This window comes from Ancylobacter mangrovi, assembly GCF_024752355.1.
Taxonomy (GTDB): Bacteria; Pseudomonadota; Alphaproteobacteria; order Rhizobiales; family Xanthobacteraceae; genus Ancylobacter; species Ancylobacter mangrovi.
In genome coordinates, this window is record NZ_JANTHZ010000001.1 from 1,121,560 (window position 1) to 1,136,586 (window position 15,027).

Genomic DNA, 15,027 nt, shown 5'->3' on the forward strand with positions numbered 1-15,027 from the left:
ATGAAATCGCCGCGCATCGTCCTCCTGCATGCGACGCCGGTCGCGATCGATCCGGTGCTCGCGGCCTTCGCGCAGGGCTGGCCGGAGGCCGAGCTCGTCAACCTGCTCGACGACGCGCTGTCGGCGGACCGGGCGCGCGAGGCGGACCTCGGCGAGGAGATGATCGAGCGCTTCGTCGCCTTCGCGCGCTACGGGCACCGCATCGGCGCCGACGGGCTGCTCGTCACCTGCTCGGCCTTCGGCCCGGCGATCGAGCGCGCCGCGGCCGTGCTGCCGGTACCGGTGCTGAAGCCGAACGAGGCCATGTTCGAGGCCGCGCTGGCACAGGGCGACCGGATCGGCATGCTGGCGACCTTCGCCCCGTCGATCGGCACGATGGAGGACGAGTTCGCCGAGGAATCGGCCCGGCTGCGGCCCTCCGCCACCCTCGCCACGGTGCTGGTGCCGGACGCGATCGACCTGCTGCGCAAGGGCGACGCGGACACCCACAACCGGCTGGTGGCGCAGGCCGCGCCCCGGCTCGGCGGCATGGACGCGGTGATGCTGGCTCATTTCTCCACCTCCCGCGCCGCGCCGCTGGTGCGCGAGCGCCTCGAAGTGCCGGTCCTCACGGCACCGGGCGCGGCGGTCGCGAAGATGAAGCGGCTGGTGACCGGCGCGCAGGCGGCGGCCTAGGGGGACGCGCGGCATGCAGATCGGGGTAATCGCCGACGATGTCACCGGGGCGAATGTGTCCGTCCACCGTGCGTCGGCCATCGGACGGAACGGGGAAGCGGCATGAACGAGCCCGAGGCCCGCGCCGAGCTCGTGCGCCTGTCGCGTTCTCTGTTCGAGCGCGGCTACAGCGTCGGCTCGGCGGGAAATGTCAGCGTGGCGGTCGCGGACGGGCTGCTGGTGACGCCGACCAATTCCTGCCTCGGCTCGCTCGAGGCCGGGCGGATCGCCAAGCTCGACGGCGGCGGGCGCCACGTCTCCGGCGATTCCCCCTCCAAGGAGGTGTTCCTGCATCGCGCCTTCTACGAGACCCGGCCGGGCACCGGCGCGGTGGTGCACCTTCATTCCACCTATGCGACGGCGCTGTCCTGCCTCGCCGACATCGACCCGGACAACGCGATCCCGCCGCTGACGCCCTATGTGGTGATGCGCGTCGGCCGGGTGCGCCTGCTGCCCTATCTGCGGCCTGGCGATCCCGCGCTCGGCGACGCTATTCGTGCGCTTGGCGGCGCCTGCGCGGCGGTGCTGCTCGCCAATCACGGCCCGGTGGTGGCGGCGCGCGACCTGCGCAGCGCGGTGTTCGCCGCCGAGGAGCTGGAGGAGACCGCGCGCCTCGCCCTGCTGCTGCGCGGCCTGCCCGCGCGGATGCTGGAGCCGGCGCGGATCGACGAACTCGAACGGGCCTTCGGCCCGGGCGCAGGGGGCTGACCGGCGGGTCGTCCGGAGGAAGGCAAGGTTTCGCGTCATGAGAAGATACAGTGCCCATATCGGCTACCTGTTCTCCGACCGGCCGCTGGTCGAGCGTATCGCGGCCGCGCGAGCGAACGGCTTCGACGCGGTCGAGAACCCCGCGCCCTATGCGACGCCCGCGCCGGCGGTGGCGGCGGCACTGAAGGAGGCCGGGCTCACCTATGTGCAGATGGGCCTGCCCTCCGGCGACGCGGCGCGCGGCGAGAAGGGGCTCGCCGCCCTGCCCGAGCGCGTCGCCGAGTTCCGCGCGACGCTGGAGCCGAGCCTCGACTATGCCGAGGCCGTGGGCTGCCGCGCGATGCACGCCATGGCCGGGGTGCGGCCCGAGGGCGTGCCCGAGGCGAAGCTCTGGGACACCTATATCGGCAACCTCGCTCTTGCCGCCGACGCCGCCCGCGCGCGCGGCATGCTCCTGCTGCTGGAGCCGATCGGCAGCGGCACCATCGCCGACTACCTGCTGGACACGCCGGACCTCGCGCTGCGCGCCATCCGCGAGCTCGGCCGGGACAATGTCCGGCTGATCTTCGACGCCTTCCACACGGTGAATGCCGGCCTCGACCCGCTGCCCTTCATCCGCGACCATGCCGGACTGATCCACCACATGCACATCGCCGACTATCCCGGCCGCCACGAGCCGGGAACCGGCACACTCGACTTCGCCGCGCTCTACGCCGCGCTCGATGCGGCCGGCTATGCCGGCTTCATCGGCTGCGAATACGTGCCCGCCGGGCGCACCGAGGACGGCCTCGGCTGGCTCGCGGCCCACAGGGCCGGAGCGATGCGCAAGGCCGGCGCGGCCCATGCGTGAGAGAGCGGACGTTCAGGACACAACAAGCCGAGCCAAGGAGGATCTCAGATGACCAAGCACACTCCGGTCGAGGGCGAATCGGCCATCGCGCTGACGCAGACCCCCGCCACCTACAGGAACTTCATCGACGGCGCGTTCGCGCCCGAGACCACCGCCACCATCGAGGTGACGAACCCGGCCGACGGCACGCTGCTCGGCCGCATCCCCGATTCCGACGCGGCCGCGGTCGAGGCGGCGGTGGCGGCGGCGCGGCGTGCGCAGCCCGCCTGGGAGAAGCTGCCGGCGGTGGCGCGCGCCGAGCATCTGCGTGCCATCTCCGCCAAGCTGCACCAGAACCGCCGGGCGCTCGCCGACATCGTGGTGCGCGAGCAGGGCAAGATCGCCCCGCTGGCGCAGATCGAGGTCGACTTTACCGCCGACTACATCGACTACATGGCCGAATGGGCGCGCCGGCTCGAGGGCGAGGTGCTGACCAGCGACCGGCCGAACGAGACGGTGCTGCTGCTGCGCAAGCCGCTCGGCGTGGTGGCGGGCATCCTGCCGTGGAACTTCCCGTTCTTCCTCATCGCCCGCAAGCTGGCGCCGGCGCTGGTGACCGGCAACACCATCGTCATCAAGCCGAGCGAGGAGACGCCGATCAACGCCTTCGCCTTCGCGCAATTGGTCGCCGAGACCGACCTGCCGGCCGGCGTGTTCAACCTCGTCGGCGGGCGCGGCAAGACCGCCGGCGAGGCGCTGGTGACGCATCCGGGCATCGACATGGTGTCGTTCACCGGCAGCGTCGCCACCGGCACCCACATCATGCAGACGGCGGGGCGCAACCTCACCCGCGTCAACCTCGAGCTCGGCGGCAAGGCGCCGGCGATCGTGCTGGCCGATGCCGACCTCGATCTGGCGGCCAAGGCGATCTACGATTCCCGCGTCATCAATACCGGGCAGGTGTGCAACTGCGCCGAGCGCGTCTATGTGGAGCGCGGCGTTCACGACGCGCTGGTCGACCGCCTGAAGACGCTGTTCGAGGGCACGCGCTATGGCGACCCCTCGAAGGAAGCGGACCTGCACATGGGCCCGCTGGTCAACAAGGCCGGCCTCGACAAGGTCGCCGCGGCGGTCGAGAAGGCCAAGTCCGACGGGGCGACCATCGTCACCGGCGGCAGGATCGCCGAACGCCCCGCCGGCTTCCACTACGAGCCGACGCTCATCACCGGCGCGCGGGCCGACATGGACATCATGCGCCGCGAGACCTTCGGCCCGGTGCTGCCGATCCAGGCCGTCGACAGCCTCGACGAGGCGATCGCCCTGTCGAACGATTCCGACTACGGGCTGACCTCCTCGATCTTCACCTCGAACCTCAATTCGGCGCTGAAGGCGAGCCGCGAGCTGAAGTTCGGCGAGACCTACATCAACCGCGAGAATTTCGAGGCGATGCAGGGCTTCCATGCCGGCCGGCGCAAGTCGGGCATCGGCGGCGCGGACGGCAAGCACGGGCTCTACGAGTTCACCGAGACCCACATGGTCTACATCCAGGGCTGAGGGCGGCGCCCCCTGTCCGTCGGCGGACGGGGGGCGCGCCTTCGCACCTCACAGCTTCAGCGCACGCAGCCGCTCGACCTCCGTCTTCGCCGCCATCATCAGGTAGCTGACGTCGGAGCCGGAGGTCAGGTAGCGCACGCCGAGCCAGATCAGGTGCTCCTGAAGCCCGGCATCGCCGCGCGCGCCGCCCACGCCCATCGCCTTGCCATGGGTACGGCAGGCGGCGGCGACCCGCTCGAACACCGCCTGCATGCGCGGATCGCGATAGGCGGCGGGAATGCCCATCAGGTTGCTGACGTCGAGCGCGCCGATATGGATCGCGTCGACGCCCGGCACGGCGGCGATCTCGTCCACCCTCTCGATCGCGTCGGGCGTCTCGAGGATCAGGATGACGAGTTCGTCGCGGTTGAGCACCTCATTGGCCTCGCCCTGCCCGACCGCCCGGTAGCCGAGGCTCGGCCCGGTGCCGTAGGCCGAGCGCACGCCGCGCGGCGGGTAGCGCAGGTTCCTCACGATCGCCTCCGCCTGGGCGGCGGTCTCGACATGCGGAACCATGACGCCCTGGCAGCCGGCGTCGAGGATGCGCGCAGCGTGGAACGGCTCGTGCGAGGGCACGCGGGCGATCGGCGTGATGCCGCAGCCGAGCGCGGCAACGCTGATCATCGCCGCTGTCTCCAGCGAGGTCGCGCTGTGCTCGAGGTCGATGAAGATGGCGTCGAAGCCACAGGCGGCGGCGATCATCGGCACCTCGGCGCTGCGCATCTGGTTCACCGCCATGCACAGGACGAGTTCGTCATTGGCGAGTTTCGTCTTCGCCGCATTCCCCGGCATGGCCCTCTCCCCCGGCAGGAAGGCGGCCCGGCAGGGCGCCTTCGCCGGGCACGATAGGCGGCGCCGAGGCCCGTTCCTGTCGCCCCGCCGACAGAGCCGGCCGGACGGCGCCGCTAGCAATGCGGGAAGCGGCCGACATCGCCGCTGCCGGGGAAACGCCATGCCGAACGTCATCGAGAATGTCGCCAAGCGGAAGCTGCGCGAGGGCCGGCTGGTCCTCAGCCTCAGCGTCAACCAGATGCGCACGCCGAATATCGGGCTCGTCGCCGCCGCCTGCGGCTATGACGCGATCTATTGCGACCTCGAGCACAACCCGACCTCGCTGGAGACCGCGGCGGCGGTGTGCGTCGCGGCGCTGCCGACCGGGGTGACGCCCATCTGCCGGGTCGGCTCGCACGATCCCCACCTCATCGCCCGCGTGCTCGACTGCGGCGCGCAGGGTGTGATGGTGCCCCATGTCGGCACGGCCGAGGAGGCGAAAGCTGCGGTCGAGGCCGTGCGCTTTCCCCCGCTCGGGCAACGCTCCGCCTTCAGCCAGGCGCCCACGCTCGGCTACATGGCGCCGCCCCAGGGCGAGTTGCACCGGCTGCTGAACGAGCAGACGCTGCTGGTGGTGATGCTGGAGACGCCCGAGGCGGTCGAGAACGCCGACGCCATCGCCGCGGTCGAGGGGATCGACGTGGTGCATATCGGTTCCACCGATCTCAGCACCGGGATGGGCGTTCCCGGCGAGTACGGGCACGCGCGCATGCGGGCGGCCTATGAGAAGGTCGCGGCGGCGGCGAAGCGGCACGGCAAGTCGATGGGCGTGGGCGGCGTGCGCAACGACCCGGAATTCCTGGGCTGGCTGATGGATATCGGCGTGCGCTCGCTGACCGGCGCCTCCGATCTCGGCTTCATCCTTCAGGGAGGAAAGGCCGACGTCGAGGAGACGCGCCAGATCGGAGCCCGGCGGACGGGTGCCTGACGGACCGGCGCCCGAGGCGGCGCCGGTCGTCAGCTCACATTCGCGTCCTCGGGCATGAGCTGGGCATAGAGCGCGGCGAGCCGGTCGCGATAGCGGCTCTCGGAGAACAGCGCCGCCTGCGCCCGCCCGCGCCCGGACAGCACGCCGCGCAGCTCGGCATCGCTCGAGACCGTTTTGATCGCGTTGGCGATGGCGCGCGGATCGTAGGGGTCGACCAGCAGCGCGGCATCCCCCGCCACCTCCGGGATCGACGCCGTGTTGGAGGTGATGACCGGCGTGCCGAGCGACATCGCCTCCAGCACCGGCAGGCCGAAGCCCTCGTAAAGCGAGGGGAAGACCAGCGCCTTGGCGCCGCGGATCAGGCTCACCAGCAGCGGGAACGGGGCGTAGTCGAAGCGCCGCACCCGGTCGCGCACGAAGGTCAGGTTGTCGAGCTGCTCGAGATAGCGGTTCGAACCTTCGTTGAGGAAGCGCAGCTCCTCGCCCGCCTTCCACGCGGTCTTGCCGAGCAGCACCAGCGGCTCGTCGACCTGCGAGGCGAGATAGGCCTCGATCAGCCGGGAGATGTTCTTCTTCGGCTCGATGGCGCCGAAGAACAGGAAGTAGCCCTTGTAGGTGAGGCCGAAGGCGCCCTCCACCTCCTCGCGCACCAGATCGTCCGGCTTCTCGGCGTATTTCGCCGGGATCGAGACCGCCTGGTAGGTATTGGTGATCTTCTCCTCGGGGTAGTCGAACAGCTCGACGATGTCGCGCTTCGACGATTCCGAGACAGTGACGATGTGGTCGGCGCGCTGCAGCACGCCCTGGATCATCCGCTTGTAGAACTTCTTGTTGTCGAGCGTGGTGAAAGGCAGGCGCAGCGGCACGAGGTCGTGCAGCGTGTAGATGTTGCGCGTGCCCGGCAGCCTGATCGGCAGCGGGTAGGTCCAGTGCATCAGGTCCGGCCGCGGCACCCCGCCGACGGTGAGGAAGTGCTTGTAGGCGCGGAAATGCCAGTAGCTGCGCGAGAATAGCTCCGGCGCGTTCCAGATCCGGTCGTAATGGGGCATGCGCGACTGGAAGGCGCGCGAGATCACCTTGCCGCTCATCGGCACGTCGCGCGCGCGGATGCCCATCGGCGAGGTGCAGAGCTGGACGAGCCGCCGGCTCAGTTCCAGAAGGAAGGACGGTGAGCCGGCATTCGGATCGAAGAAGGCGATCTCCCGCAGCAGGGGGTCCGTGCTTGGGGCGGCACGGGTGCCGTAGAGGATCTCGGTCCGATAGCCGAGCTCACCGCAGGCGAAGCTCAGATTGCGGGCATAGGTGGCGACACCCGTGCCCGCCTCGAGCGCAAGATTGTAGCCGTCGATCATCACCGTCCCGCGACGCGCCGGCCGCGAGAGCATGGACGGGGCCGGCGCGCCGGCCCCGTTTTCGTCACCCCGCAACAGCCTGCACCTCCGGCGTCCGCGCCCGGACCCGCGCCACGCCGCCGACATGCGCGTAAGGGATGTCGCGGATCAGCGGATGCTCGAAGACGGTCTGTCCGCGCGGGGCGGAGATCGGCGCCACGTCGATCGGGAGCGCCTCGATCAGCGGATCGATGTCGAACTCGACCGGCTTCCACGCGATGTCGATCGACCACATCAGGTGTTCCCAGTCGGTCGGCTTGTTGCGGCGCTGCACATAGACCGGGATGCGCGGGATGCCGAGCCCGAGATAAAGGTCGGTGATGCGCAGGTCGTAGCCGTCGTCGGGGTCCATGACGCGCCCGACCAGCCCCTCGGGCGTGCCGCGCGGGGAGAAGTAGAGGCAAGGAATGCCGTAGCTCTCCGCGAACACCATGCCGTGCAGGCTGGTGGAGACCAGCCGCTTGCAGGAGAGGATCTCGTCGAGCTTCTCGCGCATCGAGGCCGCACTGACCTCGGTCAGCGTGTTGATGATGCGCACGCTGTCCTTGAACTCGCCCGGAATGTGGTAGCGCGAATAGGCCTCGCGCGGCTGCGCGTCGAGCGAGCGGTCCACCAGATCGGAGAGATGGACGATGACGCCGAGCTCCCACTTCTTCTCGACCGGCGGGCTGTAGAAGCGCGGCAGCGCCCACACCGGATCGCCATAGACCGGCTTGCCAACCGCATTGTCCTCGCCGCCGAGCAGGCCCCGGCTGACCGGGCCGCGCGTCGCGTGGATGCGATAGCGCGTGCCGGGATCGGGGTGGAAGGGGACGCGCTCGCCCTCGCCGCCCGTGTTGATGTAGCGCGAGGAACCGGTGCCCCAGACCGACACGTCGCCGTTCTTCAGATTCTGGGCGATGGTGCCGACCGCCGCCATGCGCACGCTGTTCGCGTCATGCGCCTGGTGCACGATCGGCTTGCCGGAGAGGAGCGCCACCATGACGGGGCTGAGGGCGTCGCCCAGGTTCAGGTAGTTCTGCGTGCGCGTGGCGGCCACCCAGCTAAGGGGAACGGTGCCCGTCTCACGCACCATCTTGCGCAGCGAGTCTTGGTGGAGCACGTCGCGTTTCCTTCTATTGGTCATGGCAGGGCGACCGCCGGCGCGGATTCGACGCGGTTGTAGACGTCGTCGAGCCGGACGATATCGTCCTCGCCGAGATAGGAGCCGACCTGGACCTCGATGAGCTCGAGCGGGATGCGGCCGGGATTGGTGAGGCGGTGGACGGCGCCGAGCGGGATGTAGGTCGACTCGTTCTCCTGCACCATGAATACCTCCTCGCCGACCGTGACCTCGGCGGTGCCGTGCACGACGATCCAGTGCTCGGAGCGGTGGTGGTGGCGCTGCAGCGAGAGCCGCTCGCCCGGATCGACGATGATCTTCTTCACCCGGAAGCGGCCGCCGAGATTGATCGTCTCGTAGCTGCCCCAGGGCCGGTAGCAGCGGGGATGCTCGTTGGCCTCGTTGCGCCGCTCGGCCTTGAGCGAGGCGACGAGGTGCTTGACCTCTTCCGAGCGCTCGGAGGGCATGACCAGCACGGCGTCGCCGGTGGCCACCACCGAAAGCCCTTCCACGCCGATGGCCGCGACCAGCGGGCCTTCGGAATGGATATAGGAGTTGGCGGCGTCGATGACCCGTACCGGGCCGCGGGTGACATTGCCGGCCTCGTCGGACTCGGCGATCTCGCGCATGGCGTTCCAGCTGCCGACGTCCGACCAGGGGAAGCTGCCCTCGACCACGGCGGCGCGGCTGGTACGCTCCAGCACGGCATAGTCGATGGACAGGCTCGGCGCGGTGCGGAACTCGGCGCCGAGGCGGCAGAAGCCGAGGTCGCTCCGCGCGCTCGCGACCGCGCCGCGCACCGCCTCGACGATCTCGGGCTCGAAGCCCTCGGCCTCTTCCAGCATTACATGGGCGGGGAACAGGAAGTTGCCCGAGTTCCAGAGGTAGCCGGCCTCGACATAATCGCGGGCCATGGCGGCGTTCGGCTTCTCGGCGAAGGCCTCGACCCGCGCCGCCGAGCCGCCGTTCAGCGCGCTGCCGCGGCGGATATAGCCATAGGAGGTACGCGGCTCGGTCGGCGTAATGCCGAAGGTGACGATGTGGCCGAGCCCGGCCGCCGCCAGCGCCTTGCCGCACGCCTCGCGGAACGAGGCGGTGTCGCCGATGACGTGATCGGCGGCGAGCACCAGCAGGGTCGCCTCCTCGCCGTGGAGCTGCTGGGCGAGCAGCGTCGCGGCCAGCAGCGCCGGCGCGGAATCGCGGCGCACCGGCTCCAGCAGCACGGTCGGCTCGATGCCGATCTCGCGCGCCTGGCGCTGGGCGAAGAAGCGGAATTCCTCGTTTGTGACGATGATCGGCGAGGCGAACATGTCGCCCGGCGCGACGCGCTGGAGGGTGTCCTGATAGAGCGTGGCTCCCGAGGTGGAGAGCGGCAGGAACTGCTTCGGCAGGGAATCGCGCGAAATCGGCCAGAGCCGGGTTCCGGACCCACCCGCGAGAATGACCGGGACGATCTTAGAGCCAGCGACCATCGGTTGCCCTCCTCACTTTGGGAAAGTCATGACACAGTAGTGGGACGGCACATGCCCGAACCACTTCGCAAGTGCGAAATGATATACGTCATAAGGAATAACTCAATACAAATTAGGTACCGAAATTTACTTCGGATTTCATTCGTATTTTAATCCTTAGACTCAGCAGAGTTTCTTATCACTTTGTCATAAATGCGGAATATCTACGACACTGCGGTCTTATTGGCCGCCGCGCCGCGAATTACCGCACCGCATCATTCCCGAAGGTCGCTCATCGCCACCTCACCTCCCGGGTGGCGGACGCCGACCGCGAAGAACTGCCGCACGACCCATTCGCGCAGGACGCCCGGCACGAAGCGGGACAGGCCGATCAGCGCCACCAGCGGCAGCGGGAAGGCGACGCTGCGCGCACCGCGTTCGGCCGCCGCGGCGATGGCGGCGGCGGCCCGCTCCGCGCTCCATTCGAACGGCCGCCAGCCCTCGTAGCCGCGGCTCATGCCGGTGGCGACGAAGCCCGGACAGGCGACGGTCAGCCGCACGCCCTGCTGCGCCAGCACCGGGCGCAGCGCCTCGCCGAAGGCGATCAGCCCCGCCTTGGTGGCGCTGTAGGTCGGCTGGTCGTGCAGCGGCATACGCCCGGCGAGCGAGGAAACAAGGACGACCCGCCCCGTACCCCGCGCGCGCATCGAATCGAGCAGCGGCAGCACCGTCGCCACCGCGCCCTCGAAATTGGTACGGATCTGCGCCAGCACCTCCGGCAGCGTCTCCGCCTCGCCCATCCGCCCGAGGCTCGCCTCGACGCCGGCATTGGCGAACACGGTGTCGATCGGCACCCGCGCGTCCTGCTCGGCGACGAAGCGGGCGAGCGCCACGCTGTCGCGCACATCGAGCTGCGCCGTCGTCACCAGCGCGCCCCGGCGGCGGCAGTCCTGCGCCACCGCCTCCAGCCGCTCGGCATTGCGCGCGACCAGCAGCAGCGCGACGTCCGGGCGGGCGTAGTGGCGGGCGAGCGCCGCCCCGAGCCCGCTCGAGGCGCCGGTGACCAGGATGCGCCGCCCGTTCACGCGGGCACCCGCTCATCGCTCGCCATGCGGGCGAGAAGGCTTTCCACCGCGCGCCCGATGGTCGCCGGCGCGAAGAAGCCGCCGGCAAGTTGGGTGCGCGCCAGGACCACGCGCCGGTAGGCGTTCACGAGGTCCCGGTCCGGCGGCGGCGCGCCGTTCCAGAATGAATCGAGCGCGCCCTGATGGGCGAGGCCCGGCATGTCGTAGGTGGCGCGGCCGAGCACCTTTAGCGGCTTCTCATGCTGCAGGGTCGCAAGCGCCGTGGTCGAGTTCACCAGCACCACGCCGGAGCTGGCGGCGATCAGCGGATCGATGTCGCCGCCCTCGACGAACACGACGCGCCCGGCGATGTCGTGCTCGCGCGCCACGCGCTCCACCATCCGCCGGGTCGCCGGCAGGCCGGTGTCGTAGGGATGCCGCTTGACGACAAGGCGCGCCGCGTCATGGGCCGACCGCGCGAAGGAGGAAAGGACGAGCCGCACCACCTCCTCCACCGAGCCGAAGGGCGAATGGGCGCGCATCTGGAAATCGCCCTCGAGCTGCAGCGGCAGCAGGAAGTGGGGGGCGCCGTCGGCAAGCCGCGCGCGGGCCGCCCGGTCACGCCGCGCCGCGCCCGGGGCGTCGAGCCATCGCGCCGCCCAGCCGACATAGTCGAGCGCGGGGTGCGCGAGCGTATGGCGCCGGTAGCGCAGGAACAGCGGCGCGAGCGCGGCGTGGCCGGCGTGCCAGGCGATGTCCCACAGCGCCCGGCGGGCGAACGGCTCAGCCGGCGGCGAACGGTTTTCCGGCGGCTCGGGCAGCCGCGACGCTGCCTCGCGCAGCGCCTCGGGCGTGCGCGGCAGGTCGGAATGGCCGTTCACGCCCCAGTTCTCGCAGGTGATCCAGCCGGGCCGCACATAGCCCTCCTCGAGCAGGTGCAGCCGCACGCCGCGCGCGCGGCCGATCGCCACCGCCGGCGCGTGATAGGGCCGGCAGTCGCCGAACAGCACCACGTCGCTCACTGCCTCGTCGGCCATCAGCCGCTCGAGACGGGCCGGCCAGTCCTCGAGCCGGCCGAGATAGAGCCGCGCCCGGTCGGGCCAGAAGACGAGGTCGCCGCCGCACAGATGCACCTTCACGATGCGCGCCCCGCGCCGGCGCAGCGCCCGCGCCAGCCTTACGGCGAAGGGCGAGGCCGGGCCCTGCAGGAAGAGGAAGCAGCGCCCGGCGAAGTCGCGGGCGTGCAGGCCCGCACCTGCGGCCTGCCGCTCCTGCCCCGCGCGCGGCTCAGGCAGCGCCTTACGCTCCGCGACGAAGCCCATCGGCGGGCGCCCGGCGCAATGTGCCGCGCCGTTCAATAGTCGATCCGATCGACGATCTCGGCCGGCAGCGGCCAGGTCATCTCGTCCGGCGACACCGCCAGCGGCATCGGGAAGGCGCGGATCAGCGGCTGGTCGTCATAGGTCAGCGGCCGCCACGTGCCGTGGACCCAGGAGAGCACCTGGTCCCAGTCGGTCGGCTTGGAGCGGTCGAGGCAGAAGGAGGACAGCGTGCTGCGTCCGACGCCAGAATAGAAGTCGCGCATCCGGTGGTCGATCTGGTGCTGCGCATTGCCGAGGTCGAGCATCCGACCCTCGCCGTCGCCATAGGTGGCGAACCAGGCACAGGGAATGCCGTAGGTCTCGGAGATGACGAGCCCGTGCAGGCTGGTCGAGACGATGGCCCGGCAGGAGACGATCTCCTCCACCTTGCGCCGCATGGCGTCGGCGGTCGGGTCGCAATGGGTGTTGATGAGGCGGATGCGGTCCTTGAACGCGTCCGGCACCACATAGCGCCGCAGCGTCGGCTTGACGCCCGCCTCCGGCGTGCGGTCCTCCAGCTCGGTGATGTGGAGGATGACGCCGAGGTCGTGCGTCTTCTCGACATCCTTCATCGGCCAGAAGCGCGGCAGCATCCACACCGGATCGCCGAAGACGTCGGGAACCTCTATGCCGGCGGCGCGCAGCGTGCGGGCGCTGTTCGGCCCACGCAGCGCATGGATGTGGAACGCCGTGTCGGCCGGGCGCACATAGCCGCGCACCAGCGGGTCGACCGGGTTGCGCTCGGCGTCGACGCCGGTTCCCCAGAAGTGGAGGATCCCGTTGCGCTGGTTGTGGCCGATCGTGCCGACGGCGACCATGCGCTCGATGGCCTGGTCGAAGCCCGCGCGCCGTACCGGCACCCCGGCCATGCCCGCCACGATGAGCGCGCTCAGCGTATCGCCGAGGTTTGCATAGGGGCTCTCGCGGGTGGTCGCTGCCCAGGACAGGGGGATAGAGATGCGCTCGGCGTTCATGCGCAGGAGGGTGGCAACCTCCGGCGTCATTCCGGCCGGTGGAGCCTTCTCGGAGCCGACCACTTTCGCCACCGTCGATGGAACCGTAGCGGGCTTTTCGCCCCCCTCCCTTTCGGGTTCCAACGCACGTGCTTCCGTTTGGTTCACCTCGATCGGATCGGCGGGGTCGCTGTCGCGGTCCTGTTGGCGCAGCAGCGCCACGTCATGCTGCAAAATCAATCCCTTGATGACTGGATGGTCCCAGATGCTCTTGCCCGAGGGCGCCTTGAGCGGCGACGGCGTGAAGGGGAACGCCTCGATCAGCTTCTTGGAATCGAAGGTGACGGGCTCCCAGGTGCGGTCCACCGCGTCCATCACCGCCTGCCAGTCGGTGGGCCGGCCGCGGTCCTGGAAATAAGCGGGGATGTGGCGCCGGCCGAGACCGAGATAGAGGTCGACGATGCGCAGGTCCGCCGGCCCCTCCGGATCCAGCGCCAGCCGGCCGAGCCCGCGGGGCTCTGAGAGCGGGGGGAAATAGAGACAGGGAATACCGTAGGCCTCGGCGATGATCAGCCCATGCATGCTCATCGAGACGATGCGCTCGCAGGCGAGGATCTCGTCGAGCTTGGCCTTCAGCGCCGGCACGCCGAGCGGCGTCACCGTGGTGATGAGATGGACGTCGTCCTGGAACTCCTCGGGCACGTCGTAGCGCTCGAACGCCGGCAGCGGGTGCGGCTCGTAGGAGCGGTCGGCCAGCTCGGACAGGTGCAGGATCACGCCGAGCTTCCACTTCTTGCGGATGCGCGGGCGGTAGAATCGCGGCAGCAGCCAGGCCGGGTCGCCATAGAGCCCCGGCCGCTTGCCGCCATTGGCCATCAGGCGCTCGGCGACCGGCCCGCTGGTGGCGTGCAGCACGATGGCGCCGTGGCCGGGCGGGGCGAAGGCGACGCGCCGGTCGACCGGCGCCGAAGGGTTCTTCCAGGGCGAGCAGCCGGTGCCCCAGACATGCACCTGCCCGCCCTCGAAGGTGTGGCCGATCGCACCGATCGCGGCCATGCGCACCGAATGCGACTTCGCCGGCACGCGCCGCACCGGCACCCCGCCGACCATGGCCGTCAGCACCGGGCTGAGCGCGTCCTCGAAGTTGAGATAGTCCATCAGGGTCGTCGACCCGGCCCAGCCGAGCCGTACCTCACCCTCGGATTGTACGAGTGCCTCCAGCGCTGTTTTCATGAGCCCTCACGCGCCTCAAGCAAACCCGAAATATCCATACGGTTGCGATCCATCCAACGCTCTACATGAAAATAGAATTGTCTTTTTCATTCGGCGTGTCCACTCCGACATAAATATTCGGGGGAAGTGGAACCTTATCGCAGAAGCTGCGTTAGATCACCCCCACAACCGTTCCGATAGGATCTTCGCCGGGTGTCGACAGGCGTTTCGGCAACCGTAGCGATGCGTTGCCGCCGGGAGAGTACCTCGCAAGGTTGCATTGCACCCATGCAATTTTCGCAGTGCGGGATATGCCGCAGAACACTACCGCTGGTCAAACGCATTCGTCAGCTAGAGCACGCCGGTAAATTCGCACCCGCGCAGCCTTTTCACGTTATCGCCGCAATCTAGTGAGTCTAATTAATAGTGATGTCGAGAAATGACTCATGTCAGATGTGATGGAAATTTGTTCAAAAATGCTTCCATTAAAACGGCGTAATCGATTACTCATTTTTGCGGTTTCTGGGTACCCTTTTCGGCCAAAATCGGTGAGATAATACACAAATCAGCATCTAGACAGATCATCATTTTTGATGCTGCAATGCAAACGATAGGCATCATCTGTAGACATTTAGGCGGCGTTCGACGGCCGGTCCCCGTCGGATCCGTCGGCCAGCGAGACGGGTGGCTCATGAATTTTGAGAACTTCGGACATGAGTCTGGACGCGCATTCGGTCAGGAGAGCCTCGTCTCCTGGGTACGAAATCTGCGCGAAACACGCACCGGGGATGATGCAGCGCAAATCATAGAACAACTTCAGATTTCACTGGATACCGTCGGATCGCGACCAAATTACTTGCGAATTGCAAACAGTGAAGCCGTAGTTGGCG

The 15,027-nt window shown here is 68.8% G+C and carries 12 protein-coding genes; 5 read left to right on the forward strand and 7 right to left on the reverse strand.

The annotated features are described in order from the left end of the window. From NVS89_RS05265 to aldA, 4 genes are all read left to right on the forward strand, one after another. On the forward strand, nt 1-675 hold the full coding sequence (locus NVS89_RS05265) for an aspartate/glutamate racemase family protein (RefSeq protein ID WP_258731457.1): 675 nt from the start codon (nt 1-3) through the stop codon (nt 673-675). Between the two features lie 102 nt (nt 676-777). Further along, nucleotides 778-1,422: a 3-oxo-tetronate 4-phosphate decarboxylase gene (otnC, locus tag NVS89_RS05270; protein ID WP_258731458.1), complete on the forward strand. Its 645-nt coding sequence runs from the start codon at nt 778-780 to the stop codon at nt 1,420-1,422. 37 nt (nt 1,423-1,459) lie between these two features. Further along, nucleotides 1,460-2,272, forward strand: coding sequence for a hydroxypyruvate isomerase family protein (locus NVS89_RS05275; protein WP_258731459.1), 813 nt, complete (start codon nt 1,460-1,462; stop codon nt 2,270-2,272). 48 nt (nt 2,273-2,320) lie between these two features. Continuing rightward, entirely contained in the window at nt 2,321-3,805 is a 1,485-nt protein-coding gene (aldA, locus tag NVS89_RS05280; protein ID WP_258731460.1) for an aldehyde dehydrogenase, read from the forward strand. A gap of 48 nt (nt 3,806-3,853) precedes the next feature. Here aldA and NVS89_RS05285 read toward each other — a convergent pair whose 3' ends face one another. Then, nucleotides 3,854-4,636 (reverse strand): HpcH/HpaI aldolase family protein, encoded by a 783-nt coding sequence (locus tag NVS89_RS05285; RefSeq protein WP_258731462.1) that lies wholly within the window; start codon nt 4,634-4,636, stop codon nt 3,854-3,856. Between the two features lie 160 nt (nt 4,637-4,796). On the opposite strand from NVS89_RS05285, the gene NVS89_RS05290 reads away from it, so the two are divergent. After that, a complete protein-coding gene (locus tag NVS89_RS05290) occupies nt 4,797-5,603 on the forward strand; it encodes an HpcH/HpaI aldolase family protein (protein WP_258731464.1) in 807 nt (268 codons plus the stop codon). A 29-nt stretch (nt 5,604-5,632) separates the two neighbouring features. Here the strand turns inward: NVS89_RS05290 and NVS89_RS05295 are convergent, their stop codons facing one another. The 6 genes from NVS89_RS05295 to NVS89_RS05320 all read right to left on the reverse strand — a co-directional run bounded on the left by NVS89_RS05295 (nt 5,633) and on the right by NVS89_RS05320 (nt 14,158). Then, nucleotides 5,633-7,030: a glycosyltransferase family 4 protein gene (locus tag NVS89_RS05295; RefSeq protein ID WP_258731465.1), complete on the reverse strand. Its 1,398-nt coding sequence runs from the start codon at nt 7,028-7,030 to the stop codon at nt 5,633-5,635. Next, nucleotides 7,020-8,096 carry a polysaccharide pyruvyl transferase family protein gene (locus tag NVS89_RS05300; RefSeq protein WP_258731466.1) on the reverse strand — a complete coding sequence of 359 codons (1,077 nt, stop codon included), beginning with the start codon at nt 8,094-8,096 and terminating at the stop codon, nt 7,020-7,022. Before NVS89_RS05300 ends, NVS89_RS05295 begins: the two co-directional genes overlap by 11 nt. 20 nt (nt 8,097-8,116) lie before the next feature. After that, a complete protein-coding gene (locus tag NVS89_RS05305; protein WP_258731467.1) occupies nt 8,117-9,568 on the reverse strand; it encodes a mannose-1-phosphate guanylyltransferase/mannose-6-phosphate isomerase in 1,452 nt (483 codons plus the stop codon). Nucleotides 9,569-9,822: 254 nt separating this feature from the next. Next, nucleotides 9,823-10,632: an SDR family NAD(P)-dependent oxidoreductase gene (locus NVS89_RS05310; RefSeq protein ID WP_258731468.1), complete on the reverse strand. Its 810-nt coding sequence runs from the start codon at nt 10,630-10,632 to the stop codon at nt 9,823-9,825. Then, on the reverse strand, nt 10,629-11,933 hold the full coding sequence (locus tag NVS89_RS05315) for a capsule polysaccharide biogenesis protein (RefSeq protein WP_258731470.1): 1,305 nt from the start codon (nt 11,931-11,933) through the stop codon (nt 10,629-10,631). Before NVS89_RS05315 ends, NVS89_RS05310 begins: the two co-directional genes overlap by 4 nt. Before the next feature lie 32 nt (nt 11,934-11,965). Beyond that, nucleotides 11,966-14,158, reverse strand: coding sequence for a polysaccharide pyruvyl transferase family protein (locus NVS89_RS05320; protein WP_258731471.1), 2,193 nt, complete (start codon nt 14,156-14,158; stop codon nt 11,966-11,968). Between the last annotated feature and the right edge of the window lie 869 nt (nt 14,159-15,027).